Below are 23,173 nucleotides of genomic sequence, written 5' to 3'. Positions count from 1 at the left end.
CCGCGGAGACCACCACCGTGTGCGACACCCCGGGGGTGTTGTCCACGAAATTGGTGATCAGCCAGTTCAGGTTCTGTGCGGCCTGGCTCATCTGATTCAACTCAACGCTCCTGATGATCTGCGGCGTTGCCGTCGGTCCGGCCCCCGAAACTATCGAACCCGGGCTGCTGGGCACCATGGTGGAAACCGGCCTGGTTGCCCTGGTTGCCCTGGTCGGCCTGGCCCTGGTTGCCCTGCGCCGGGTTGCCCGGCGCCTGGCCGGCCGCCTGCTCGGCACCGGCCCGGCGGCCCTGCTGGATGCCGCGGCGCAGGTTGGTGAGGCGGCCGCGGACCTCCTCGGGTGCCCGGGAGACCTGCGGACCGGTCAGCGGGGACGCCTCGGCGGTGCCGGAGACCAGGTTGGCCTGCGGGGTGCGCCGGGGCAGGCCCGACATGGTCACCCCGCTGGTCGACGGCTCGCGGACCTGCTCGGCGCGGCGCCAGCGCTCGTCGTTGGCCGACGGGCGCCACGGGGCGTCACCCGGCTGCTGCTGGGCCTGCTGCTGCGGCTGCTGGGTCTGCTGCTGGGTCTGCTGCTGGGTCCGGTCGGCCTGCGGCTGGGTGGCCGGCCGGCCGGGTGCCTGCGGCGGGTGGCCCGGGGCGGTGGTGCCGGGGCGGCGCGGCTGGTACGGCCGCGGCCGGCTCTGCTGCTGGGCCGGGCGGCCCTCCTCGCCGGGCCGGCCCTGCCCGGCCGGGGCCCCGCCGTCGGACGGTCCGGTCGGCAGCGCCATCGGCTCAGGGCGGGCGGGCGGCTGCTGGACCGGCTGCTGCGGGGCCTGCGGCTGCTGCGGCCGGCCGGCCTGCTCCGGACGGACCGGGTTGGGCATGCTCGGCAGCACCGGCTCCACCAGGCCGAGGCCCAGCGGGTCGCGCGGGTCGATGTCGCTGGCCTCGAACCGGGGGCGGGCGAACTGCTGGGTGCTCTCCACCGGGGTGGGCTCGGCCGCCGGCAGCGGCTGGGCCTGCTGGACCTGCGGCAGCGGCTGGGTCTGCTGCTGCGGCTGCTGCCGGTCACCCGGCGCGGGCCGCTGCGGACGGCCGCCCTGGCCCTGCGGGCCCTGCGGACCGCCCTGGGGGCCCTGCGGCGGACGGCCCTGGCCGGGCCGCTGACGCTGCGGCAGCCCCTCCTGCGGACGCTCACCGGGGCGGGCGCCCTGCGGCGCGCCCGGGCGGCCCGACTGGTCGGCCCAGCCGTGCTGGGGCTGCTCGCCGCCGCGGGCGGCGGGGACGCCGTCGCCCTGCGGGCGCTCCTGGCCGGGACGGCGTCCGCCCGGGCCGCCCTGCTGCGGGCCGCCCTGCTGGGCACCGGGCTGCTGGCCGCGGCGGGGCAGGCCGCCGGGGCCGCCCTGCTGCGGGCCCCCTCGGCCCGGGGTGCGCTGCGGCAGGCCGCCCTGCTGGGCGGGACCCTGCTGGTGGGGGGCCTGCTGGGCGGGACCCTGCTGGCCGGGGGCACCCGGCCGCCCGCCCTGCTGCGCCGGGTTCTCGCGCAGCGACTGGCCGGCCTGACGGGTCGGCAGACCGCCGCCCGCGCCCTGTCCGCCCTGTCCGCCCTGTCCGCCGGACGGGCCGGGCCCGCCCTGGCCGAGCTGCGGCCGGCCCTGCGGGGCACCGCCCGCCGGACCCTGGCCGAGCGCCGCCGGGGCGCCGGGGCGCCCGCCCGGACCGGCCGGGACCTGGCGCTGCTGGCGCGGCGTCGGGGTGACCCCGCGCTGCTGCTTGGGCTGGCCGCCACCGGAGCGGCCGGGGCCGCGGCGGTCGGCGGAGTTGGTGACGTCCACCGGGAGCATGACCAGCGCGGTGGTGCCACCGGAGTCGCTGGGGCGCAGCTGGATGCGGATGCCGTGGCGCAGCGACAGGCGGCCGACCACGAACAGGCCCATGCGGCGGGAGACCGAGACGTCCACCGTCGGCGGGTTGGCGAGGCGCTCGTTGATCTCGGCGAGGTCGTCGGGGCTCAGGCCGATGCCGGTGTCGTGGATCTCGACGAGCACCCGGCCGTCCGGCAGCGCGTGGCCGGTGACCCGCACGCGGGTCTGCGGGCTGGAGAACGAGGTGGCGTTCTCCAGCAGCTCGGCGAGCAGGTGGACGAGGTCGTTGACGACGCGGCCGGCGACCTCGGCCGACGGCACGGCGGCGAGCTCGATGCGCTCGTACTGCTCCACCTCGGAGGCGGCGGCGCGCAGCACGTCGACCAGCGGGACGGGGCGGGTCCAGCGGCGGCCCGGGTCCTCACCGGCGAGGACGAGCAGGTTCTCGCCGTTGCGGCGCATGCGGGTGGCGAGGTGGTCCAGCTTGAAGAGGTTGGCCAGCTGGTCCGGGTCGGCCTCGCGGCTCTCCAGCTCGGAGATCAGCGACAGCTGGCGCTGGATGAGGCCCTGGCTGCGGCGCGAGAGGTTGGTGAACATCGCGTTGATGTTGCCGCGCAGCAGGGCCTGCTCGGCGGCGAGGCGGACGGCCTCGCTGTGCACCATGTCGAAGGCGTGCGCCACGTGGCCGATCTCGTCCGCGGAGTCGACGGCGACCGGCTCGACGGTGACGTCCACGTCGTGCGGGTCGGACTCGGAGAGCGTCTTGACCAGCTCGGGCAGCCGCCGCTCGGCGACGTCCTCGGCCGCGGCCTGCAGACGGGTCAGCGAGCGCACCATCGAGCGGGCGATCAGACCGGCACCACCGAGGGCGACGAGCAGCACCAGCGCGACGGCGGCACCGATGATCAGGGCCTCGGTGTCGGCCTGGGACTGGAGCTCCTGGGCCTTGCCGTCGAGGTCCTCGATGAGCTTGGACTCGATCCGGCGCTCGGCGGCGATCTTGGCGGTGGACTGCTCGTACCAGTCCTTGTAGCTGACGGTCTCGGCCTGGCGGATGCCGCTCTGCTGGAGGATCGAGCGCGCGAAGCGGTCGGCCGCGGCGACCACCGAGTTGTAGCTCAGCTGGCCGCGCAGGTTGTCCAGGTCGTGCGAGGTGTAGATGTTGTTGAACCCGGTGAGCGCGTTGTCGTAGGACGACTTCAGCCGGATGCCGAAGGACTCGTCGCTGAGGCTGAGGTCCGGGCCGCCCGGGTTGGCGAGCGCGGCGCTGATCAGCGCGCGCTGCTGCGAGGTGGCGTTCTTGGCGAGCGAGAACTGCTGGAGGGCGCGGGTCGCGCGGACCAGCTCGCGGTTGTTGGACGCGAGCGCGATGTCCTGGGTGATCGACAGCAGGTCGCGGATGATCACGTCGTACGCGGTGATCGTCGCCTGGATGTTCTGGTTGTTCTGGTACGGGTTGCCGCGCGCGTCGGAGACCGAGTTCAGGTCCTTGCGGATCTGGAAGAGCAGCGCCTTTCCGCCGGAGAGTTCGAGGTTCTCGAACTTGTCCGAGGACGCGGTGAAGGTGCGGCTGAGGTCGTCGGTGACCTTGCGGGCGGCGACGATGTCGTCGTCCAGCGGCGCGTTGGGCTTGGCGGTGATCGGGCCCGCGCTGACGTCCCGCTCGTTCTGCAGGGCGTTGGCGAGGTCGGTCGCCTTCTTGGCCAGGTCCGAGAGGTTGGCCATCTGGGCCAACTGCTGCGAGGTCTCGAGCGAGGTCTGGATGCGCAGGCCACCGAGGACCAGCGCGACCAGGACCGGGAGCGCGAGCAGGGCGATGAGCTTGCTGCGGATGCGCCAGTTGCGCATGGCGAGGCGGCTCATGCCCTTGGCGCGCCGGCGGGTCAGGGAGCTGCGGAGCTTGCCGCGGGTCGACTTCCGCTCCGCCCCGTCCTCCTCCGGCCCGCCGACCACGTCGGGTGCCGGTTCGGCCGGGCCGCCGGGGGCCGCCGCCTGCTGGGGGGCTGCCACGGGCTCACGCGACTCCGGGTCACCCGCGGCGCCGCTACCCCTTTTGAAACGTCCCTGCACTGGCGTCGCAACCTCTGGACCGGGCGTCCCGCCGCGTCGCCACGGCCTGGACGGTGTCGAGTTTCCATCCGCACCCCGGCCGGTCCGGGAGAGCGGGTCACCGGGGTGGACAGCTCCCTACCCACGGTCCGTGGCATTCCAGCACAGCCGGGGAATCCCAACAAGGGCGGACGGGGCACACCGGACGGCACTACGCACCGCGCGCGGTAACTCACCGACTGTGCGGCAAACGGACCGGAATACCGCCTTTTTCGGACACTCGCCGGATACATGCCAAGCAGACCCGAGATCAACACGATGGGCGGAGCTTCGGGTATGCCCGATATTTCCGATATGCCAGTAAAGGGCGATGCAGCGATATGTCGGATATCAGAGATATGTTCCGTGTTTTGTGACCAAAATCACAGACGAATGTGTAGCTTTGGTCACGGTGGCTGTGGAAAGAGATCCGTAATCTTGCTGTATCCGGAGCACGGCCCCTGATCAGCCTGCCCAGAATCTCCCCGAATCACTCAGGCCGGTGCCGATCGTGGTCGGTCGCCCGGCCGCGACCTTGAGGTGCTGACGAGATGTCCCAGGCGAAGAAGGCCACCAGGTCCACGCTGACCAGCCGCTCCACGGCGAACCCGCGCCGGACGACGCTGGCCTCGGTCGAGGACTTCGGCCAGATCCCCGGCGCCCGCAAGCCCGAGGACGTCGTGACCTACGCGGCCGAACTGCCGGCCGCCACCGCCAACCCGCGCCGCACCCAGCTGATGGTCGCCCCGGTGGTGAACGTCCCGCAGGACTGAGGCGTTCCGCGTACGCCCCGACGGGCGCCGTCACCCTGGTGACGGCGCCCGTCGTGTCTTCGCCCGCTCGCGGCGGCGGGCCAGGTCAGGGCCCACGCGATAGCCTGGGCAGCGATCGAGCGGGGCCGGGTCCGAAGGGGCCGCGGCACCCACCAGCGCCCGGGCGCGCCCCGGGCGGCCGTCGAAGCGAGGGGTAGCCCAGCCGTGCGCATTGCCAGGTTTTCCGTCCGGGAAGGGAGCCCTGCCGCCGGCAGCGTCTCCTTCGGTGTGGTCGAGGGGGACCCGGCCCGGCCGGAGTCGCTGGTGGTCCACGCGCTGGCCGGCCACCCGTTCGGTCAGCCCCAGCCGACCGGCGAGAGCTACCGCTTCCAGGACGTCCGGCTGCTCAGCCCGATGCTGCCCAACAAGATCGTCGCGGTCGGCCGCAACTACGCCGCGCACGCCGCCGAGCTGGGCAACGACGTCCCGGACGTCCCGCTCACCTTCTTCAAGCCGTCCACCTCGGTGATCGGCCCGACCGAGTCCATCGCCTACCCGCCGTTCTCCTCGGACGTCCAGCACGAGGCCGAACTGGCCGTGGTGATCGGCCGGATGTGCCGCGAGGTGCCGCTGGACCGGGTGCCCGAGGTGATCCTCGGCTACACCTGCGCCAACGACGTCACCGCGCGCGACGTGCAGCAGCGCGAGGGCCAGTGGGCCCGGGCCAAGGGCTTCGACACCTCCTGCCCGCTCGGCCCGTGGATCGAGACCGACCTCGACCCCTCCGACCTCGCCGTCACCTGCACGGTCAACGGCGAGCTGCGGCAGACCGGCCGCACCTCGCTGATGGTCCGCTCGGTCGCCGAGCTGATCGTGCACGTCTCCGAGGCCATGACGCTGCTGCCCGGTGACGTCATCCTCACCGGCACCCCCGCCGGGGTGGGGCCGCTGAACGTCGGCGACGAGGTCGCCGTGACCGTCGAGGGCATCGGCACCCTGGCCAACAAGGTGGTCAAGCGTGGCTGACGCCCCGGCCGTGCGGGTGCGCTTCTGCCCGTCCCCGACCGGCAACCCGCACGTGGGCCTGGTCCGCACCGCCCTGTTCAACTGGGCCTTCGCCCGCCACCACGGCGGCACCCTGGTCTTCCGCATCGAGGACACCGACGCGGCCCGCGACTCCGAGGAGTCCTACGGGCAACTGCTCGACGCGATGAAGTGGCTCGGTTTCGACTGGGACGAGGGCCCGGAGGTCGGCGGCCCGCACGCGCCCTACCGCCAGTCGCAGCGGATGGACGTCTACGCGGACGTCGCCCGCCGGCTGCTGGAGGCCGGCCACGCCTACCACTGCTACTGCTCCACCGAGGAGCTGGACGCCCGCCGCGAGGCCGCCCGCGCGGCCGGCCGGCCCTCCGGCTACGACGGCCACTGCCGCGACCTGACGGACGAGCAGCGCGCCGTCTTCGCGCTGGAGCGCCGCGAGCCGATCCTGCGCTTCCGGATGCCGGACACCACCATCGCCTTCGACGACCTGGTGCGCGGCACGCTCTCGTTCGAGCCGGAGAACGTCCCCGACTACGGCATCGTCCGGGCCAACGGCGCGCCGCTCTACACCCTGGTCAACCCGGTGGACGACGCCCTGATGGGCATCACCCACGTGCTGCGCGGCGAGGACCTGCTCTCCTCGACCCCGCGCCAGATCGCGCTCTACGCCGCGCTCGCCGACATCGGCGTCGGCGACGGCTCCACCCCGCGCTTCGGCCACCTGCCGTACGTCATGGGCGAGGGCAACAAGAAGCTCTCCAAGCGCGACCCGCAGGCCTCGCTCAACCTCTACCGGGAGCGCGGCTTCATCCCCGAGGGCCTGCTCAACTACCTGTCGCTGCTGGGCTGGTCGCTCGCCGAGGACCGCGACGTCTTCACCGTGGACGAGCTGGTCGCGGCCTTCGACATCACCAAGGTCAACTCCAACCCGGCCCGCTTCGACCTGAAGAAGTGCGAGGCGATCAACGCCGAGCACCTGCGCCGGCTGGCCCCGGAGGACTTCGTCCGCCGCCTGGTGCCGTACCTGCAGGCCCCCGGACTGCTGCCGGCCGAGCCGAGCGCCGGGCAGCTGGAGCTGCTGGCGAAGGTGGCGCCGCTCACCCAGGAGCGGATGGTGGTGCTCGGCGAGATCGTCGGCATGGCCGGCTTCCTGTTCGTCGCGCCCGAGGACTTCGCCGTCGACCCGCAGGACGCGGCCAAGGTGCTCACCGCGGACGCCAGGCCGGTGCTGGAGGCGAGCATCGCGGCGCTGGGGACGCTCGGCGACTTCGAGCCGGAGGCGATCCAGGCCGCGCTGCGCGAGGCCCTGGTGGAGGGCCTGGGCATCAAGCCGAAGTTCGCCTTCACCCCGCTGCGGGTGGCGGTGACCGGCCGGCGGGTCTCCCCACCGCTGTTCGAGTCGATGGAGCTGCTCGGACGCCCGGAGACGCTGCGCCGGCTGACCGCCGCCGCGGCGGCCCTGCCGGCGGCCTGACCCCGCCCGCGGGCCCGGTCGCGCGCCGGGCCCGCGGCCTCCCCGGACGTCACCGGACAGCCCCCTGCCCGCTGCCTGGGGTTATCGATTTTGGAGCCGGGGCGGACGTCGGGTAATGTTCTTTCTGCGCCGCCCGGGAGGGCAACGACGAGGGAGCGAAACCCACGCCGGAGCCGGACGGGAGGCGCAAGCCCGAGCGGATCCCCGACAGGGGTTCAACTCTGGTGGGGTATGGTGTAATTGGCAGCACGAGTGATTCTGGTTCATTTAGTCTAGGTTCGAGTCCTGGTACCCCAGCGCAGTACCGCGGTCCACCCGGATCGCACAACAGAAGAGCAAGCCCCCGTTGTGTAGCGGCCTAGCACGCTGCCCTCTCACGGCAGTAGCGCCGGTTCGAATCCGGTCGGGGGTACTGGTCCCGCAAGGGACCGCCTGGAAAGCCCCCGTTGTGTAGCGGCCTAGCACGCCGCCCTCTCAAGGCGGTAGCGCCGGTTCGAATCCGGTCGGGGGTACTGATCTCGCAAGGGATCGCCAGGAAGCCCCCGTTGTGTAGTGGCCTAGCACGCCGCCCTCTCAAGGCGGTAGCGCCGGTTCGAATCCGGTCGGGGGTACCGAAGCGTGAAGCCGATGGGCCAGCTCATCGGCTGATTGCTTTGTTGGGGTATGGTGTAATTGGCAGCACGAGTGATTCTGGTTCATTTAGTCTAGGTTCGAGTCCTGGTACCCCAGCCAGAAAATGAAGGCCCCGGTCCCCGGGGTCTTTCTTGTTTCCCGGCCCGGGAATTCCACCGACCCGAAGGGCCCCGCTCGGCATCGAGCGGGGCCCTTTTCGGTATTCCGTGGGGGAGTGGGGGAAACGGGGAGTGGGGGCGGGGGAAGGGCCGGGGGGTCAGCTGCGGCGCAGGGCCTCGGTGAGGCGGTTGGCGGCCTCGATGATGGCCTGGGCGTGCAGCCGGCCCGGGTGGCGGGTCAGGCGCTCGATCGGGCCGGAGACCGACACGGCGGCCACGACGCGGTTGGAGGGTCCGCGGACCGGCGCGGAGACGGACGCCACGCCCGGCTCCCGCTCGCCGATCGACTGGGCCCAGCCGCGCCGCCGGACGCCGCTGAGCGCGGTGGCGGTGAAGCGGGCGCCCTGCAGGCCCCGGTGGAGCCGCTCGGGCTCCTCCCAGGCGAGCAGGACCTGGGCGGCCGAGCCGGCCTTCATCGGCAGGGTGCTGCCGACCGGGACGGTGTCCCGCAGACCGGAGAGCCGCTCGGCGGCCGCGACGCAGATCCGCATCTCGCCCTGCCGGCGGTAGAGCTGTGCGCTCTCGCCGGTGACGTCGCGCAGGTGGGTCAGGACCGGGCCCGCGGTGGCGAGCAGCCGGTCCTCGCCCGCCGCGGCGGAGAGTTCGGACAGGCGGGGGCCGAGGATGAACCGGCCCTGCATGTCCCTGGTGACCAGACGGTGGTGTTCGAGTGCGACGGCGAGTCTGTGGGCCGTGGGGCGCGCCAGACCGGTGGCGGCGACCAGCCCCGCCAACGTGGCGGGGCCCGACTCCAGTGCGCTCAGCACCAGAGCGGCCTTGTCGAGAACGCCGACGCCGCTAGAGTTGTCCATGCGCTAAGACTGCAGTCTCATTCCGCGAGACGCAAGTTCAATCTTCCGCGAAAAGCGCCACTCTGGATGCAGCAGCCCGGGAGACATCCAGGATGCGGCCCCGGCCGGGTGTCCGCATCGTGGACACCGATCCGGCGTGCAGGTCGCGCGACGCGCCGCACAGGGCGGCGACAGCTTCGACCCCGACGACACGAGAAGGCCGGCAACGCGGCCGGCTGGAGGGAACCCGATGGGACGGACACTCGCAGAGAAGGTCTGGGACGACCACGTCGTCCGGCGCGCGGAGGGCGAGCCCGACCTGCTCTTCATCGACCTGCACCTGCTCCACGAGGTGACCAGCCCGCAGGCCTTCGACGGCCTGCGGCTGGCCGGGCGCACGGTCCGCCGCACCGATCTCACGATCGCCACCGAGGACCACAACACCCCGACCCTGGACATCGACAAGCCGATCGCCGACCCGGTCTCCAGGGTCCAGCTGGAGACCCTGCGCAGGAACGCGGCCGAGTTCGGCGTCCGGATCCACTCGCTGGGCGATGTCGAGCAGGGCGTCGTGCACGTGGTCGGCCCGCAGCTGGGCCTGACCCAGCCCGGCACCACCGTCGTCTGTGGCGATTCCCACACCTCCACCCACGGCGCCTTCGGCGCGCTGGCGTTCGGCATCGGCACCAGCCAGGTCGAGCACGTGCTGGCCACCCAGACCCTGCCGCTGGCCCCGTTCCGGACCATGGCGATCACCGTCGAGGGCGAGCTGCCCGAGGGCGTCACCGCCAAGGACCTGATCCTGGCGATCATCGCCCGGATCGGCACCGGCGGCGGCCAGGGCTACGTCCTGGAGTACCGCGGCTCGGCGATCCGCGGCCTCTCCATGGAGGCCCGGATGACCGTCTGCAACATGTCCATCGAGGCGGGTGCCCGGGCCGGCATGATCGCCCCCGACGAGACCACCTTCGCGTACCTCAAGGGCCGCCCGCACGCCCCGCAGGGCGAGGACTGGGACGCCGCCGTCGAGTACTGGAAGACCCTGGTCACCGACGAGGACGCGGTCTTCGACCACGAGATCTTCATCGACGCCTCCGAGCTGACCCCGTTCGTGACCTGGGGCACCAACCCCGGCCAGGGCGCCCCGCTCGGCTCCGCCGTCCCGGACCCGGCCTCCTTCGCCGACCCGCAGGAGCGGATCGCCGCCGAGAACGCCCTGGCCTACATGGGCCTGGAGGCCGGCACCCCGCTGCGCGAGGTGGAGGTCGACGCGGTCTTCGTCGGCTCCTGCACCAACGGCCGGATCGAGGACCTGCGCGCCGCCGCCGAGCTGCTGCGCGACCGCCGGGTCGCCGACGGCGTGCGGATGCTGGTCGTGCCCGGCTCCGTCCGGGTCGCCCTGCAGGCCGTCGAGGAGGGCCTGGACAAGGTGTTCACCGCGGCCGGCGCCGAGTGGCGGCACGCGGGCTGCTCGATGTGCCTGGGCATGAACCCCGACCAGCTCGCCCCCGGCGAGCGCTGCGCCTCCACCTCGAACCGCAACTTCGAGGGCCGCCAGGGCAAGGGCGGACGCACCCACCTGGTCTCGCCGCAGGTCGCCGCCGCGACCGCCGTCCTGGGGCGCCTGGCGGCCCCCGCCGATCTGGTGGCCGACGCCGCCGTGGAGGTCTGAGCAGCATGGAGAAGTTCACCACCCACACCGGCCGGGCCGTGCCGCTGCGCCGCAGCAACGTCGACACCGACCAGATCATCCCCGCCCACTGGCTCAAGAAGGTCACCCGTTCCGGTTTCGAGGGCGGGCTGTTCGAGGCCTGGCGCAAGGACGAGTCGTTCATCCTCAACCGGCCCGAGCGCCAGGGTGCCACCGTCCTGGTGGCCGGCCCCGAGTTCGGCACCGGCTCCTCCCGCGAGCACGCCGTCTGGGCCCTGCAGAACTACGGCTTCCACGCGGTGATCTCCTCGCGCTTCGCCGACATCTTCCGCGGCAACTCGCTGAAGAACGGCCTGCTGACCGTGGTCCTCCCGCAGGAGACCGTGGAGCGGCTCTGGGAGCTCACCGAGGCCGACCCGGCCGCGGAGATCACCGTCGACCTGGAGGCCCGCGAGGTGCGCGCCGAGGGCGTCACCGCGCCCTTCGAACTGGACGACAACGTGCGGTGGCGGCTGCTCAACGGCCTGGACGACATCAGCATCACCCTGCGGAACGAGGCCGACATCGCCGCGTTCGAGGAGCGTCGTCCCGCGTTCAAGCCGCGTACCCTGCCGGTGGCCTGAGCTCCCCTTCTGAACAAGCATTCTGACGAACCGCCGGATGGCCCGCTCCCCCCTCGGGGGGGCGGGCCATCCGCCGTTCCGGGGCGGGAGTTGTGCCCGCCCGCCGCCCCCGGATTGGGGATTCGGTTTTGCGGCAGAGGGCCCCCGAGCATGCACAACTGCGTGTAGATGGCACAATCAGTGCATGCACCGGCACCATGAACCTCCGTACGCGGGCGGCGAACCCGCGTCACCGGAGTCCACGGGCCGGGGATCCGAACGCCGAATTGACGATCGGCCGGACGCCGCAACCTCACCTGCTGAGGGGCCGGACGACCCGGAAGTCGCAGCGCTCTTCGCGCTTGTGGCCGAGCGGTTGAAGCAAGCTCACGACCGCGTGCATGCGCTGAACGTGTCTGCCGATGCAAAGACCGCTCTCACCCGTCAACTGCTCATCGTCACGGAGACCGCCAAGCGCGATCTTCCGGAGGCGGCGCGGCGGTTGAGTCGCTTTGTGCAGGACCTCGACGAGGGGCGCCCGCCCGTCGACTGAGGTCGCCGACGCGCAAATCCATTGCGACACTAGGGTGATTCGCGCGTTTGGTAATTGAAAGTCCGCAGATACATACCTAACGTGCGAAATGAACGGATGGAATCATCCGGCGCCCGTTTCCGAAGGGGAAGACGTGAACAAGGCTCAGCTTGTCGAAGCGGTGGCCGAGCAGCTGGGCGGTCGCAAGGCTGCCGCAGAGGCCGTCGACGCAGTGCTCGACACCATGGTGCGCGCCGTCGTGGCCGGCGACCGCGTTTCGGTCACCGGTTTCGGCACCTTTGAGAAGGTGGAGCGCTCCGCGCGCTTCGCCCGCAACCCGCAGACCGGCGAGAAGGTCAAGGTCAAGAAGACCTCGGTGCCCCGCTTCCGCCCGGGCCAGGGCTTCAAGGACCTGGTCAGCGGTGCCAAGAAGCTGCCGAAGGAAGGCCCCTCGGTGAAGAAGGCCCCCAAGGGCTCCCTCACCCCGGGCAAGAGCGGCGTCGCCGCGACCCCGGCCGCCAAGCGGGCTGCCACCAAGCGTTCCGCCACGGCCGCCGCCGCTGCCGCCGCCACCCCGGCGAAGAAGGCCGCCGCCAAGAAGGCGACCGCCACCAAGGCCACCGCCACCAAGGCGACCGCCGCCAAGACGGCCACCGCGGCGAAGAAGACCACGGCTGCCGCCAAGAAGGCGGCGACCGCCACCAAGAAGACCACCGCCGCCGCCGCGAAGAAGACCACCGCGGCCGCGACCAAGAAGACCACGGCCGCCGCCAAGAAGACGGCGACCACGGCTGCCGCCAAGAAGACCACCGCGACCGCCAAGAAGGCGACCGCCACGGCCAAGAAGACGGCTCCGGCGAAGAAGACCGCCACCCGCAAGACCACCGCGCGCAAGACCACCGCCAAGTAGTCACCGCGCGTCCGCGCCGGACGGCCTTCGAGAGCCGTGGCACCGCCATCCCCCGGAATTCCGGGCAGGGCGGGGCCACGGCTCTTCGCTTTTCCGGGATTTCCGGGGCGGGCCGGGGAGAGGGGGCCGCGGCGGGCCGGGGATCAGCCCGCGGCCGGGTCCGGGAAGGTCTGCAGCGTCACGAAGACCACCCGGCGGGCCTCGCCGGTGCCCTCGGTGCGGATCCGCACCCGCTGGCCGGGGCGCAGCAGCCGCAGGCCGCCGGCGTCGAAGGCGTCCGCGCCGAACGGCACCGGGGTCCCGTCGTCGAGCAGCACGGAGCCGGCCCGGGTGGCGGGGTCGAAGGTGAACGCGGTGGCCTGCATGGCAGCAGCATAGCGAGGGCCACCGACAGTTCCCCGCGCCGTCTCAGCGGGGCCGCCGCGGGGGCAGGTAGCCGAGCCGGGCCGCCAGGGCGGTGGTGTGCGGGCCGACGCCGAGTGCCAGGGCCTCGGCCAGGTCCTCCCCGGTGTCGACGTCCCGGCGGACCGACTCCACGCGGGGCAGGCGCAGTTCGCGGGCGCCGCCGGCCGCGTGCCGGGCCCGCGAGCCGCCCCCGAACGCGGGGGCGAGCACGCTGCCCGGGGCGCAGGCCAGCAGGGTGGTGCCCACGCCCGGGGCGTCCGCCAGGAAGGCCCGGCCGGTCGCGGGCGCGGCGCCGAGCACCCGGGCCAGCTCGTCCGGGCGCAGCGCCGGCAGGTCCGCCGAGAGCGCGGCCAAGGGCGCGCGGGGCGCGAGCAGCAGCGCGGTCGCCGCGCCGTGCGCCAGTGCCTCGTTGAGGCCGCCCCCGGGCTCGTCGTCGACGATCAGGGCGCCGAGCGCGGCCAGCCGCGCACCGGCCCCGGCGTCCCGGGTCACCACCAGGACCCGGCCGACCCCGGGCGCGGCCAGCGCGGCGCCGACGGTGTCCAGGGCGAAGGAGAGCGCGAGGTCCGGGCGGTGCGGGCCGGCGAACGGGGCCAGCCGGGACTTGGCCCGGGCGAGCGGCTTGAGCGGCAGCACCAGCGACCAGCCGGCGGCGGGTGCGGCGGGCGCGGCGGGCCCGCTGGGGCGTACGGTGTCCTGGGTCATCGGCGTCATTGTGGCGCTGGTCCCGGAGCCCTCGCCAGGCCGTCCGAGCTGTGCGGACGTGCGTTTGATCACGCCCGCGCGGCGGGCGGGCGGGGTTGCTCGACAGCCGGTGAGCGGTCGGGCGAGACTGTTCCGCGCCCGCGCCCCGAGAGGCCGCGGACGCGAGATCGACCGCGGCACCCCGGCGTGCCGCACGGATGAGGAGGATCTGGGGTGGCCCGCCGCTCGTACGCCAGCTTCGGCAATGCCGACTACGGCTTCTGGTACCGCTTTGCGGCCGTGCTGGTGAAGCCGGTGACGACCGCCCTGGTCAAGCCCGACTGGCGGGGCTGGGAGCACCTCCCGAAGGAGGGCGGCTTCATCGCCGCCGTCAACCACAACTCGATCATCGACCCGGTGGTGTACGCGCACTGGCAGTACAACAGCGGGCGGCCGCCGCGGATCCTCGGCAAGTCCTCGCTGTTCTCGGTCCCGTTCATCGGGTTCATGCTCCGCAAGACCGGCCAGATCCCGGTGTTCCGCGAGTCGACCGACGCCGCGCAGGCGTTCCGGGCGGCCATCGACGCGGTCGACCAGGGGCAGTGCGTGCAGTTCTACCCGGAGGGCACGCTCACCCGGGACCCGGACCTGTGGCCGATGACCGGCAAGAGCGGCGTCGCCCGGGTGGCGCTGATGACCGGCGCCCCGGTCATCCCGGTCGCCCACTGGGGCGCCCACGAGATCATCCCGCCGTACGGCAGGGGCGCTTCGGGCAAGGGCAGGTTCAACCTGTTCCCGCGGCACCGGGTGACCGTCGCGGCCGGTCCGGCCGTCGACCTGAGCAAGTACCGGGACCAGGAGCTGACCGCCCAGGTGCTCAGGGACGCCACCGAGGACATCATGACGGCGATCACCGCCGTGCTGGCCGACATCCGCGGCGAGGAGCCGCCCGCCGAGCGGTACGACATGCGGGAGGCCGCCCGCAGACGGGCCGCCGCCGCGGCGGCCCGCCGGCCCGCCGCGGCCCGGGGCACCGACGGCACCGGGGAGGGCGACAAGTGACCCGCTGCGCCGTGTTCGGCACCGGCTCCTGGGGCACCGCGTTCGCGATGATCCTCGCCGACGCCGGCTGCGAGGTGACCCTCTGGGGCCGCCGCCAGGAGCTGGCGGACGCCGTCAACGCCACCCACACCAACCCGGACTACCTGCCCGGCGTCCGGCTGCCCGACTCCGTCCGGGCCACCACCGACCCCGCCGAGGCGCTGGCCGGCGCGGACTTCGCGGTGCTGGCGGTCCCCTCGCAGACGCTGCGCGAGAACCTGGCCGCCTGGGCGCCGCTGCTGGAGCCGCGGACCGTCCTGGTCAGCCTGATGAAGGGCATCGAACTCGGCACCGCCAAGCGGATGACCGAGGTCGTCGCCGAGGTCGCCGGGGTCGGTCCGGAGCGGATCGCCGTGGTCAGCGGACCGAACCTGGCCCGGGAGATCGCCAACCGGCAGCCGGCCGCCAGTGTGGTCGCCTGCACCGACGAGGCGGTCGCCAAGCGGCTCCAGGCGGCCTGCCACACGCCGTACTTCCGGCCGTACACCAACACCGACGTGATCGGCTGCGAGCTCGGCGGGGCGGTCAAGAACGTGATCGGCCTGGCGGTCGGCATGGCCGACGGCATGGGCCTGGGCGACAACACCAAGGCGACGCTGATCACCCGCGGGCTCGCCGAGACCACCCGGCTGGGGCTGGCGCTCGGCGCCGACCCGTACACCTTCGCGGGGCTGGCGGGCATGGGCGACCTGGTGGCGACCTGCTCCTCGCCGCTCTCCCGCAACCACACCTTCGGCGTCAACCTGGGCCGGGGCATGTCGCTCGCGGAGACCATCGCGGCCACCCGGCAGACCGCCGAGGGCGTCAAGTCCTGCGAGTCGGTGCTCGACCTGGCCCGCCGCAACGGCGTCGACATGCCGATCGTCGAGGCGGTGGTGGACGTCGTCCACAGCGGCCGGCCCACCCAGGAGGCGCTGCAGGCGCTGATGTCCCGCTCCGCCAAGCCCGAGCGCAGGTAGCGGGCCGGGTCGGTCACCGGCCGGAAACCCGCCTCGGGGTACCCTTCCTCGCGATATGAGCATCGAACAGACCTCCCAGAACCCGTCCACGAAGCCGCGGGTCGCCGTCGTGTTCGGCGGCCGCAGCTCCGAGCACGCCATCTCGGTCTCGACCGCGGGCAGCGTGCTGAAGGCGATCGACCGCGACAAGTACGAGGTGCTGCCGATCGGCATCACCCAGGAGGGCCGCTGGGCGCTGGTCAGCGACGAGCCGGCCCGGATGGCCATCACCGACGGCCGGCTGCCGAGCGTCGACCACGTCGCCGAGTCCACCGAGGGCCAGGTCGCGCTGCCGGTCGGCCCCGGCAGCCGCGAGGTGGTCTGGAGCGAGCCCGGCAGCGCCCCCAAGGCGCTCGGCGAGGTGGACGTGGTCTTCCCGCTGCTGCACGGGCCGTGGGGCGAGGACGGCACCCTGCAGGGTCTGCTGGAGCTCTCCGGCGTGCCCTACGTCGGCAACGGCGTGCTCGCCAGCGCGGCCGGCATGGACAAGGAGTTCACCAAGCGCCTGCTGGCCTCGCACGGCCTGGGCGTCGGGCGGTACACCGTGGTCCGGCCGCGCGAGTGGGAGACCGAGGAGGGCCGCGCCGCCGTCCGCGAGCGCGCCTCGGGCCTCGGGCTGCCGCTGTTCGTCAAGCCCTGCCGGGCCGGCTCCAGCATGGGCATCACCAAGGTCAAGGACCTCTCCGACCTCGACGCCGCGATCGAGGAGGCCCGCCGGCACGACCCCAAGCTGATCATCGAGGCGGGCGTCTCCGGCCGCGAGATCGAGTGCGCGGTGCTCGAGTTCGAGGACGGCCCGCGCTCCAGCGTGCCGGCCGAGATCCTGGTCGGCGGCGGCTACGAGTTCTACGACTTCGAGGCCAAGTACATCGACTCCTCCGAGGTCCGGATCCCGGCCGAGCTCTCCGCGGAGGAGACCGCCGAGATCCGCCGGCAGGCGATCGCCGCGTTCGAGGCGCTCGGCTGTGAGGGCCTGGCCCGGGTCGACTTCTTCCTGCTGGAGGACGGCGGCTGGATGGTCAACGAGGTCAACACCATGCCCGGCTTCACCCCGATCTCGGCCTACCCGAAGATGTGGGAGGCCACCGGGCTGTCGTACCCCGAGCTGATCGACCGGCTGCTGCAGGCGGCGCTGCGCCGCCCGACCGGCCTGCGCTGACCGCGCGACGACGGACGAGGGCGGTCCCGGAAGCCCGGGACCGCCCTCGGCGCGTGCGGGCCGCGGTCAGGGGATGGTGGCCCTGACCACGTCGGAGAGCGCGGCGGCGGCGTCCAGCGGGATGGCGGTGGCCCCGCCGGGGACGGTCACCTCGACGAAGACGGCGCGCTGGGTGGCGGTGAACCGGTAGCCGCCGTCGCCGAGCGGCTCCGGCCACCAGGTGACCTCGTTGACCGTCGGCGAGATCTCCTTCTGCTTCTCGTCGACCAGCGCCTCGGGGTGCGGCACGCCGCAGCGCAGCACGATGCGCGGCGAGGAGGCCCAGGCGGCGACGTACGGGGAGGCCGGGGAGGGGTCCTTGCGCGGATGGCCGAGCAGTTCCCCCGGCAGGGCGGCGGCGAGCGCCCGGCAGTACTCGGCGGCCTTGCCGCGCGGCTCGGGCGTCTCGACCTTCGGGTCGGCGGGCGCGCTCCAGCTGCCGAGCAGCACCACGACGGTGCAGGCGAGCGCGGTCGGCACCGCCAGCCACCGGACGGGGGCCGGCAGTGCCGCCAGGAAGCGGGGGACGCGCAGTTCTCGGGTCACCCGCCGATGGTATGCGCGTCTTACAGGTGGACGACCGGACAGGTGAGGGTGCGGGTGATGCCCTCGACCTGCTGGACCTTCGCGACCACCAGACGGCCGAGGGCGTCCACGGTGTCCGCCTCGGCCCGGACGATCACGTCGTACGGGCCGGTGACGTCCTCGGCCTGGAGGACTCCGGGGATCTTGGCGATGGAATCGGCGACGGCGCTGGCCTTGCCGACCTCGGTCTGAATCAGGATGTAGGCCTGTACCACGGGGACCTCCCGGCGGCTGGGTACGGGGATCACCGCCGTGATCGCCCGGTCGGGCGTCGGGTGGGGAGAACGGGCTCACGGCAGACTGATCACCACGCTACCTCCCGGCGGGCCGGGGAGGGGAGACCCCTGCGCCTTCGGAGGGCGTACGCTGCGCGCGGAGGCGGCGTGACCGCAGGACGTACGCGCCCGGCCGGGCGCAACCGAGAGGACGGCAGATGCAGGGGACCGTGGGCGAGCTCGGCGAGTTCGGACTCATCAGGGAGCTGACCGCCCGGGTACCGCTCACCGACGCGGTCGACCTCGGCCCGGGTGACGACGCCGCCGTGGTGAAGGCCCCGGACGGCCGGGTGGTGGCCACCACGGACGTGCTGATCGAGAACCGGCACTTCCGCCGGGACTGGTCCACCGCCTACGACGTGGGCCGCAAGGCGGCCGCGCAGAACCTCGCCGACGTGGCCGCGATGGGCGCGGTGCCGACCGCGCTGCTGCTCGGCCTGGTCGCGCCGGCGGACCTGCCGACCACCTGGGCCACCGAGCTGATGGACGGGCTGCGCGACGAGTGCCAGGTGGCCGGCGCGACGGTGGTCGGCGGCGACGTGGTGCGCGGGGACACCATCACGCTGGCCATCACGGCGCTCGGGGACCTCCAGGGGCGCGCGCCGGTGACGCGCGCCGGTGCCCAGGTGGGCGACGTGGTCGCGGTCACCGGCTGGCTCGGCTGGTCCGCGGCCGGACTGACGGTGCTGCAGCGCGGCTTCCGCTCGCCGCGGGCCTTCGTCGAGGCGCACCGCCGCCCGGAGCCGCCGTACCACGCGGGACCGGCCGGGTCGGAGCTGGGCGCCACCTCGATGATCGACGTGAGCGACGGCCTGGTCGCCGACCTCGGGCACGTGGCCGGGGCCAGCGCGGTGGACATCGACCTGCGGGCGGCCGACTTCGACGTGCCCGCGCAGATGGCGGACATCGGCCAGGCGGTCGGGGTCGACCCGCTGGTCTGGGTGCTGTCCGGCGGTGAGGACCACGCGATCGCCGCGACCTTCCCGCGCGGGGTGCAACTGCCCGCCCGCTGGCGGGTGGTGGGCGAGGTCGTCGGCCGGGCCCGGGCGGCCCGCGGCGGCCGGGTGACGGTGGACGGCGAGGCCTGGGACCGGGTCGGCGGCTGGGACCACTTCTCGGAGTGACAACCGGCCCGCGCCGGGCGGCGGTTGACGGTTGCCCGGCCGGGGCGCGGGGCGGCCGGACGGCGTACGGCGGGGCGCGCCGCGGTGGCGTCGCGGCGCGCGGGCGGTCTCGGGGCGGGGGAGTGCGTAGGCTTGACCCACAGCCGGACCGCCCGCTGTTCTCGCGAGTGGTCTGGACCACTGTGGTCTGAACCACTTCGAGCGGGAGAGCCCACCACCATGCGAATCGGAGTCCTGACCAGCGGCGGCGACTGCCCCGGCCTGAACGCGGTGATCCGTTCCGTGGTGCACCGGGGCACCGATGTGCACGGCGACGAGATCATCGGCATCGAGGACGGCTTCCTGGGCCTGATCGAGGGCCGCACCCGCCCGGTCTCGCACGACGACGTCACCGGCCTGCTGACCCTCGGCGGCACCATCCTCGGCTCCGCCCGGGTGCAGCGCGACCGGATCCGGTGGGCGGTGGAGAACGCCAAGACCCTCGCCCGGGACATCGGCATCGACGCGCTGATCGCCATCGGCGGCGAGGGCACCCTGACCGCCGCCCGGTTGTTCAGCGAGGCCGGACTGCCGGTGGTCGGCGTCCCGAAGACCATCGACAACGACATCGACGCCACCGACGTCACCTTCGGCTTCGACACCGCGGTGCACGTCGCCACCGAGGCGATCGACCGGCTCAAGACCACCGCCGAGTCGCACCAGCGCGTCATGGTCGTCGAGTTGATGGGACGCCACACCGGCTGGATCACCCTCACCGCCGGCATGGCGGGCGGCGCGCACGGCATCCTGATCCCGGAGAAGCCGTTCGACATCGAGGCGGTGGCCCGGATGGTCGAGGACCGGTTCGCCCGCGGCAAGAAGTTCGCCATCATCGCCGTCGCGGAGGGGGCCTCCCCGATGCCCGGCACCATGCGCTTCGACCACGGCGAGGTCGACCGGTTCGGGCACCGGACCTTCGGCGGGATCGGCAACCGCCTCGCCCACGAGCTGGAGAACCTGCTCGGCAAGGAGGCCCGCCCGGTCATCCTCGGCCACGTCCAGCGCGGCGGCACCCCCACCGCCCGCGACCGGGTGCTCGCCACCCGGTTCGGCTGGCACGCCGTGGAGGCCGTCCACCGCGGCGCCTTCGGCCACTTCACCGCGCTGCGCCGCAACGACATCCGGCTGGTGCCGATCGCCGACGCGGTGACCCGGCTCAAGACCGTCCCCGAGGACCACTGGGCGGAGTCCGAGGCCGTGCTGTGACCGCGTAGGTTGGGGGCATGTCCACCACCGCACCCCCCCGCGTCCTCACGGTCGCCGGCTCGGACTCCGGCGGCGGCGCCGGGATCCAGGCCGACCTCAAGGCGATGCTCGCCCTCGGCGTCCACGGCATGAGCGTGATCACCGCCGTCACCGCGCAGAACTCGCTCGGCGTCCAGGGCTACTGGGAACTGCCCGCCGAGGCCGTCCGCGCCCAGTTCCGCAGCGTGGCCGACGACATCGGCGTCCAGGCCGTGAAGACCGGCATGCTCGCCTCGACCGAACTGGTCGAGACGGTCTCCGAACTGCTGGCCGGGATCGACGCGCCGGTCGTGGTCGACCCGGTCGGCGTCTCCAAGCACGGCGACGCGCTGCTCGCCGCCGAGGCCGTCGCCACCGTCCGGGAGCGGCTGCTGCCGGTCGCCACCCTCGCCACGCCCAACCTGCACGAGGTGACGCAGCTCACCGGCCGGGTGGTCGAGGACGAGACGCGGATGCTGGACGCCGCGAAGGCGCTGCTCGACCTCGGGCCGCGCTGGGTGCTGGTCAAGGGCGGGCACCTGGCGGGCGAGGCGGCCGACCTGCTGTACGGCGGGGCGGGGGAGGAGCACTGGTACCGGGCGCCGCGCTACGACAACCGGCACACCCACGGCACCGGCTGCACCCTGGCCAGCGCGATCGCGGCCGGTCTGGCCAAGGGCGAGGAACTGCCCGAGGCGGTGGCCTCGGCGAAGGAGTACATCACCGGCGCGATCGCCGGCGGCTTCGCGCTCGGCGCCGGCATCGGACCGGTCGACCACGCCTGGCGCTGGCGCTGAGGCTCCCCGCACACGCCTGTGGGCGGGCCCGAGGGCCCGCCCACATCGGATCGGTCACATGCCGGAACGACAGAAAGCCGGTTCACCCGAGGATGAACCGGCTCACTGGAGGACCGGCATGCCGGTCTGCGCGTCAGCGCGAGACCTTACCGGCCTTGATGCACGAGGTGCAGACGTTGAGCCGCTTCGGCGTCCGCCCAACCACAGCGCGCACCGTCTGGATGTTGGGGTTCCAGCGACGGGGGGTACGGCGGTGCGAGTGGGAGATGCTGTTGCCGAAGCCCGGCCCCTTGCCGCAGACGTCGCAGTTGGCAGCCACAGGAGTCACTCCAAGACTTCAGATCATTTACGTGAGACAACCCCGCCAGACCAGCGGAGCACTCGCGTGAACCGAACCGGACCAAGGGGTGAGCCTGAACCTGTTCCAGGCAACCGGAAGAGCATACAACGCTTGCTTCCGTTCGACGAAACTACCATGACCGGCCGGGTGATCGCTCCGGCCGCCGTGTCCGCCGCCCCCTCCCGGCCCCCGATAACCTGCCGGTACCACCCCTCGCCGTTCACCCTCAGGCCATCACGGCGTCCCACTCCGGAGGAGACCTGGTGCTGCACACGCTCGACGCCCCGGCCGTGCGCAGCTGGTGCCAACTGGCGCTGCGCGCGCTCGGCCAGGCCCGCGAGGAGATCGACGCACTCAACGTCTACCCGGTCCCGGACGGCGACACCGGCACCAACCTGTACCTGACCGTGGAGTCGGCCGCCGCCGAGGTGGAGAGCCGGTTCACCGACCCGGGCCCGGAGCCGGCGCCCGGCCTGGCCGAGACCGCCCGGGCGATGGCCCGCGGCGCCCTGGTCGGCGCCCGCGGCAACTCCGGGGTGATCCTCGCCCAGTGGCTGCGCGGCACCGCCGAGAAGCTCGCCGAGGGCGGCGGCGCCGACCAGTTGCGGGCCGCCCTCCAGCGGGCCTCCGACGCCGCCTACCAGGCCGTCGCCGAACCGGTCGAGGGCACCCTGCTGACCGTCGCCCGGGTCGCCGCCCGGGAGGCCGCCCGGGCCGGCGGCGGGCTCGGGCAGGTCGCCGAGGCCGCCTACCGGGCCGCCCGCGACGCGCTGCGGCACACCCCCGAGCAGCTCCCCGTGCTCGCCGAGAACGGTGTGGTGGACGCCGGCGGCCGCGGCCTGGTCGCCGTCCTCGGGGCGCTCGCCGACGCGGTGGCCGGCCACCAGCCGATGGGGCCGGTCGCGCTGCGCGGCGACGTCGGGCTGGCGGAGAGCTGCGAGCTGCACGTGCGGCCGCCCGGCCCGGGGCACCCGGCGTTCGAGGTGATCTACCTGCTGGACGCCCCCGACGAGGCGCTGCCCGCGCTGCGGACCCGGCTCGGCGAGCTGGGCGACTCGCTGGTGGTCGGCGGCGGCGACGGGCTGTGGAACGTCCACGTCCACGTCGACGACGCGGGCGCCGCCGTCGAGGCCGGGGTCGAGGCCGGGCGCCCGCACCAGATCCGGATCACCCACTTCGCCGAGGCCGCCGCCCGCTCCGGCGCCGCCACCGACCGGGGCGAGCCCGAGCGGCCCGCCCGCGCGGTGCTCTCGGTGGTCTCCGGCGAGGGCCTGGCCGAGCTCTGCGAACAGGCCGGCGCGGTCGTCCTGCACGCCGAGCCCGGCCGTCCGCCGGCCAGCGCCGAACTCACCGCCGCGGTGCGCCGGGCCGCCGCCCGCGAGGTGGTGCTGCTGCTCAACGACCCCGAACTGCGGGCCGCCGCCGGCGCCGCCGCCGACCAGCTGCGCGAGGAGGGCGTGCGGATCGCCGTGCTGCCCACCCGCTCCCCGGTGCAGGGCCTGGCCGCGCTCGCCGTGCACGAGGCCGGGCGGCGCTTCGACGAGGACGTGGTCGCCATGACCTCGGCGGCCGGTGCCACCCGGTACGCCGAACTGGCCGTCGCCGAGGGCGAGTCCTGGACCATGGCCGGGGTCTGCCAGGCCGGTGACGTGCTCGGCCTGATCGACGGGGACGTCGCGGTGATCGGCACCGGCCTGGCCGGGGTCGGCCGCAGCGTGCTGGACCGGATGCTCGGCGGCGGCGGCGAACTGGTCACCCTGATCCTCGGGGAGGGCGCCCCGGAGAGCCTCGCCGAGGGCCTCGTCGCGCACGCCCGGCAGAGCCGGCCCGAGGTGGACGCGGTGGTCTTCCACGGCGGCCAGGAGTCGGCGCCGCTGCTGATCGGCGTGGAGTGAACGCCTGGATTGTCGGTTCGGTGGTGTAA

The 23,173-nt window shown here is 73.4% G+C and carries 21 protein-coding genes, 5 tRNA genes and 1 pseudogene; 19 read left to right on the top strand and 8 right to left on the bottom strand.

The genetic code is table 11. The features are described from left to right. Positions 1 to 91, bottom strand: a pseudogene (locus ABT093_RS26705) (roadblock/LC7 domain-containing protein); the annotation flags it as partial. Between the two features lie 10 nt (positions 92 to 101). After that, a complete protein-coding gene (locus ABT093_RS26700) occupies positions 102 to 3,857 on the bottom strand; it encodes a nitrate- and nitrite sensing domain-containing protein (RefSeq protein WP_350568775.1) in 3,756 nt (1,251 codons plus the stop codon). A gap of 629 nt (positions 3,858 to 4,486) precedes the next feature. On the opposite strand from ABT093_RS26700, the gene ABT093_RS26695 reads away from it, so the two are divergent. The 8 genes from ABT093_RS26695 (at position 4,487) to ABT093_RS26660 (ending at position 7,934) form a co-directional block, all read left to right on the top strand. After that, positions 4,487 to 4,708, top strand: a complete 222-nt coding sequence (locus tag ABT093_RS26695; protein ID WP_350568773.1) for a hypothetical protein — start codon at positions 4,487 to 4,489, stop codon at positions 4,706 to 4,708. A 204-nt stretch (positions 4,709 to 4,912) separates the two neighbouring features. Beyond that, positions 4,913 to 5,713 carry a fumarylacetoacetate hydrolase family protein gene (locus tag ABT093_RS26690; protein ID WP_350568771.1) on the top strand — a complete coding sequence of 267 codons (801 nt, stop codon included), beginning with the start codon at positions 4,913 to 4,915 and terminating at the stop codon, positions 5,711 to 5,713. Continuing rightward, a complete protein-coding gene (gene gltX, locus ABT093_RS26685) occupies positions 5,706 to 7,202 on the top strand; it encodes a glutamate--tRNA ligase (RefSeq protein WP_350568769.1) in 1,497 nt (498 codons plus the stop codon). Before ABT093_RS26690 ends, gltX begins: the two co-directional genes overlap by 8 nt. Before the next feature lie 225 nt (positions 7,203 to 7,427). Then, a tRNA-Gln gene (locus tag ABT093_RS26680) sits at positions 7,428 to 7,499 on the top strand. A gap of 42 nt (positions 7,500 to 7,541) precedes the next feature. Next, positions 7,542 to 7,614: transfer RNA gene (locus ABT093_RS26675), tRNA-Glu, on the top strand. A 27-nt stretch (positions 7,615 to 7,641) separates the two neighbouring features. Next, positions 7,642 to 7,714, top strand: a tRNA-Glu gene (locus ABT093_RS26670). Positions 7,715 to 7,740: 26 nt separating this feature from the next. Further along, positions 7,741 to 7,813, top strand: a tRNA-Glu gene (locus tag ABT093_RS26665). A gap of 46 nt (positions 7,814 to 7,859) precedes the next feature. Then, positions 7,860 to 7,934 (top strand) — tRNA-Gln (locus ABT093_RS26660). 157 nt (positions 7,935 to 8,091) lie between these two features. Here the strand turns inward: ABT093_RS26660 and ABT093_RS26655 are convergent. Next, positions 8,092 to 8,805 carry an IclR family transcriptional regulator gene (locus tag ABT093_RS26655; protein WP_030306825.1) on the bottom strand — a complete coding sequence of 238 codons (714 nt, stop codon included), beginning with the start codon at positions 8,803 to 8,805 and terminating at the stop codon, positions 8,092 to 8,094. Between the two features lie 229 nt (positions 8,806 to 9,034). On the opposite strand from ABT093_RS26655, the gene leuC reads away from it, so the two are divergent. The 4 genes from leuC (at position 9,035) to ABT093_RS26635 (ending at position 12,479) form a co-directional block, all read left to right on the top strand. Continuing rightward, complete coding sequence (gene leuC, locus ABT093_RS26650; RefSeq protein ID WP_350568767.1) at positions 9,035 to 10,456, top strand: 3-isopropylmalate dehydratase large subunit; 1,422 nt, start codon at positions 9,035 to 9,037, stop codon at positions 10,454 to 10,456. A gap of 5 nt (positions 10,457 to 10,461) precedes the next feature. Beyond that, a complete protein-coding gene (leuD, locus tag ABT093_RS26645; RefSeq protein WP_350568766.1) occupies positions 10,462 to 11,058 on the top strand; it encodes a 3-isopropylmalate dehydratase small subunit in 597 nt (198 codons plus the stop codon). Between the two features lie 184 nt (positions 11,059 to 11,242). Beyond that, positions 11,243 to 11,590, top strand: a complete 348-nt coding sequence (locus tag ABT093_RS41040) for an SCO5555 family protein (protein ID WP_380764579.1) — start codon at positions 11,243 to 11,245, stop codon at positions 11,588 to 11,590. A 133-nt stretch (positions 11,591 to 11,723) separates the two neighbouring features. Next, entirely contained in the window at positions 11,724 to 12,479 is a 756-nt protein-coding gene (locus tag ABT093_RS26635) for an HU family DNA-binding protein (protein ID WP_350568765.1), read from the top strand. A gap of 143 nt (positions 12,480 to 12,622) precedes the next feature. On the opposite strand, the gene ABT093_RS26630 is transcribed toward ABT093_RS26635, so the two are convergent. Together ABT093_RS26630 and cofC are read right to left on the bottom strand one after the other, a co-directional pair. Beyond that, positions 12,623 to 12,844, bottom strand: a complete 222-nt coding sequence (locus ABT093_RS26630; RefSeq protein WP_350568763.1) for a hypothetical protein — start codon at positions 12,842 to 12,844, stop codon at positions 12,623 to 12,625. A gap of 43 nt (positions 12,845 to 12,887) precedes the next feature. Next, on the bottom strand, positions 12,888 to 13,589 hold the full coding sequence (gene cofC, locus ABT093_RS26625; RefSeq protein ID WP_350568761.1) for a 2-phospho-L-lactate guanylyltransferase: 702 nt from the start codon (positions 13,587 to 13,589) through the stop codon (positions 12,888 to 12,890). A gap of 213 nt (positions 13,590 to 13,802) precedes the next feature. On the opposite strand from cofC, the gene ABT093_RS26620 reads away from it, so the two are divergent. From ABT093_RS26620 to ABT093_RS26610, 3 genes are read left to right on the top strand one after another with little or no spacing between them, the layout of a single operon-like run. Further along, entirely contained in the window at positions 13,803 to 14,630 is an 828-nt protein-coding gene (locus tag ABT093_RS26620; protein ID WP_350568759.1) for a lysophospholipid acyltransferase family protein, read from the top strand. Further along, a complete protein-coding gene (locus tag ABT093_RS26615) occupies positions 14,627 to 15,628 on the top strand; it encodes an NAD(P)H-dependent glycerol-3-phosphate dehydrogenase (protein ID WP_350568758.1) in 1,002 nt (333 codons plus the stop codon). Before ABT093_RS26620 ends, ABT093_RS26615 begins: the two co-directional genes overlap by 4 nt. A 55-nt stretch (positions 15,629 to 15,683) precedes the next feature. Further along, complete coding sequence (locus tag ABT093_RS26610) at positions 15,684 to 16,826, top strand: D-alanine--D-alanine ligase family protein (protein ID WP_350568757.1); 1,143 nt, start codon at positions 15,684 to 15,686, stop codon at positions 16,824 to 16,826. A 66-nt stretch (positions 16,827 to 16,892) separates the two neighbouring features. Here the strand turns inward: ABT093_RS26610 and ABT093_RS26605 are convergent, their stop codons facing one another. Together ABT093_RS26605 and ABT093_RS26600 are read right to left on the bottom strand one after the other, a co-directional pair. Next, the gene (locus ABT093_RS26605) at positions 16,893 to 17,411 is read right to left on the bottom strand and encodes a DUF3515 domain-containing protein (protein ID WP_350568756.1); all 519 of its coding nucleotides are present in this window, start codon (positions 17,409 to 17,411) and stop codon (positions 16,893 to 16,895) included. 20 nt (positions 17,412 to 17,431) lie between these two features. Next, positions 17,432 to 17,665 carry an Lrp/AsnC family transcriptional regulator gene (locus ABT093_RS26600; protein ID WP_350568755.1) on the bottom strand — a complete coding sequence of 78 codons (234 nt, stop codon included), beginning with the start codon at positions 17,663 to 17,665 and terminating at the stop codon, positions 17,432 to 17,434. A gap of 218 nt (positions 17,666 to 17,883) precedes the next feature. On the opposite strand from ABT093_RS26600, the gene ABT093_RS26595 reads away from it, so the two are divergent. The 3 genes from ABT093_RS26595 (at position 17,884) to thiD (ending at position 20,909) form a co-directional block, all read left to right on the top strand. After that, entirely contained in the window at positions 17,884 to 18,849 is a 966-nt protein-coding gene (locus ABT093_RS26595) for a thiamine-phosphate kinase (protein WP_350568754.1), read from the top strand. Positions 18,850 to 19,068: 219 nt separating this feature from the next. Continuing rightward, on the top strand, positions 19,069 to 20,094 hold the full coding sequence (locus ABT093_RS26590; RefSeq protein WP_350568752.1) for a 6-phosphofructokinase: 1,026 nt from the start codon (positions 19,069 to 19,071) through the stop codon (positions 20,092 to 20,094). A gap of 17 nt (positions 20,095 to 20,111) precedes the next feature. After that, positions 20,112 to 20,909 (top strand): bifunctional hydroxymethylpyrimidine kinase/phosphomethylpyrimidine kinase, encoded by a 798-nt coding sequence (gene thiD / locus ABT093_RS26585; RefSeq protein WP_350568750.1) that lies wholly within the window; start codon positions 20,112 to 20,114, stop codon positions 20,907 to 20,909. Between the two features lie 133 nt (positions 20,910 to 21,042). Here thiD and rpmB read toward each other — a convergent pair whose 3' ends face one another. Continuing rightward, positions 21,043 to 21,228 (bottom strand): 50S ribosomal protein L28, encoded by a 186-nt coding sequence (gene rpmB, locus ABT093_RS26580; RefSeq protein WP_073813963.1) that lies wholly within the window; start codon positions 21,226 to 21,228, stop codon positions 21,043 to 21,045. Between the two features lie 284 nt (positions 21,229 to 21,512). Between rpmB and ABT093_RS26575 the strand changes: the two genes are divergently transcribed. Continuing rightward, the gene (locus ABT093_RS26575) at positions 21,513 to 23,144 is read left to right on the top strand and encodes a DAK2 domain-containing protein (protein ID WP_350568749.1); all 1,632 of its coding nucleotides are present in this window, start codon (positions 21,513 to 21,515) and stop codon (positions 23,142 to 23,144) included. The last annotated feature ends 29 nt before the right edge of the window (positions 23,145 to 23,173 follow it).

It is taken from the genome of Kitasatospora sp. NPDC002551, assembly GCF_040296005.1.
Classification (GTDB): Bacteria; Actinomycetota; Actinomycetes; order Streptomycetales; family Streptomycetaceae; genus Kitasatospora.
This window is presented reverse-complemented; position numbering and strand designations above follow the sequence as displayed.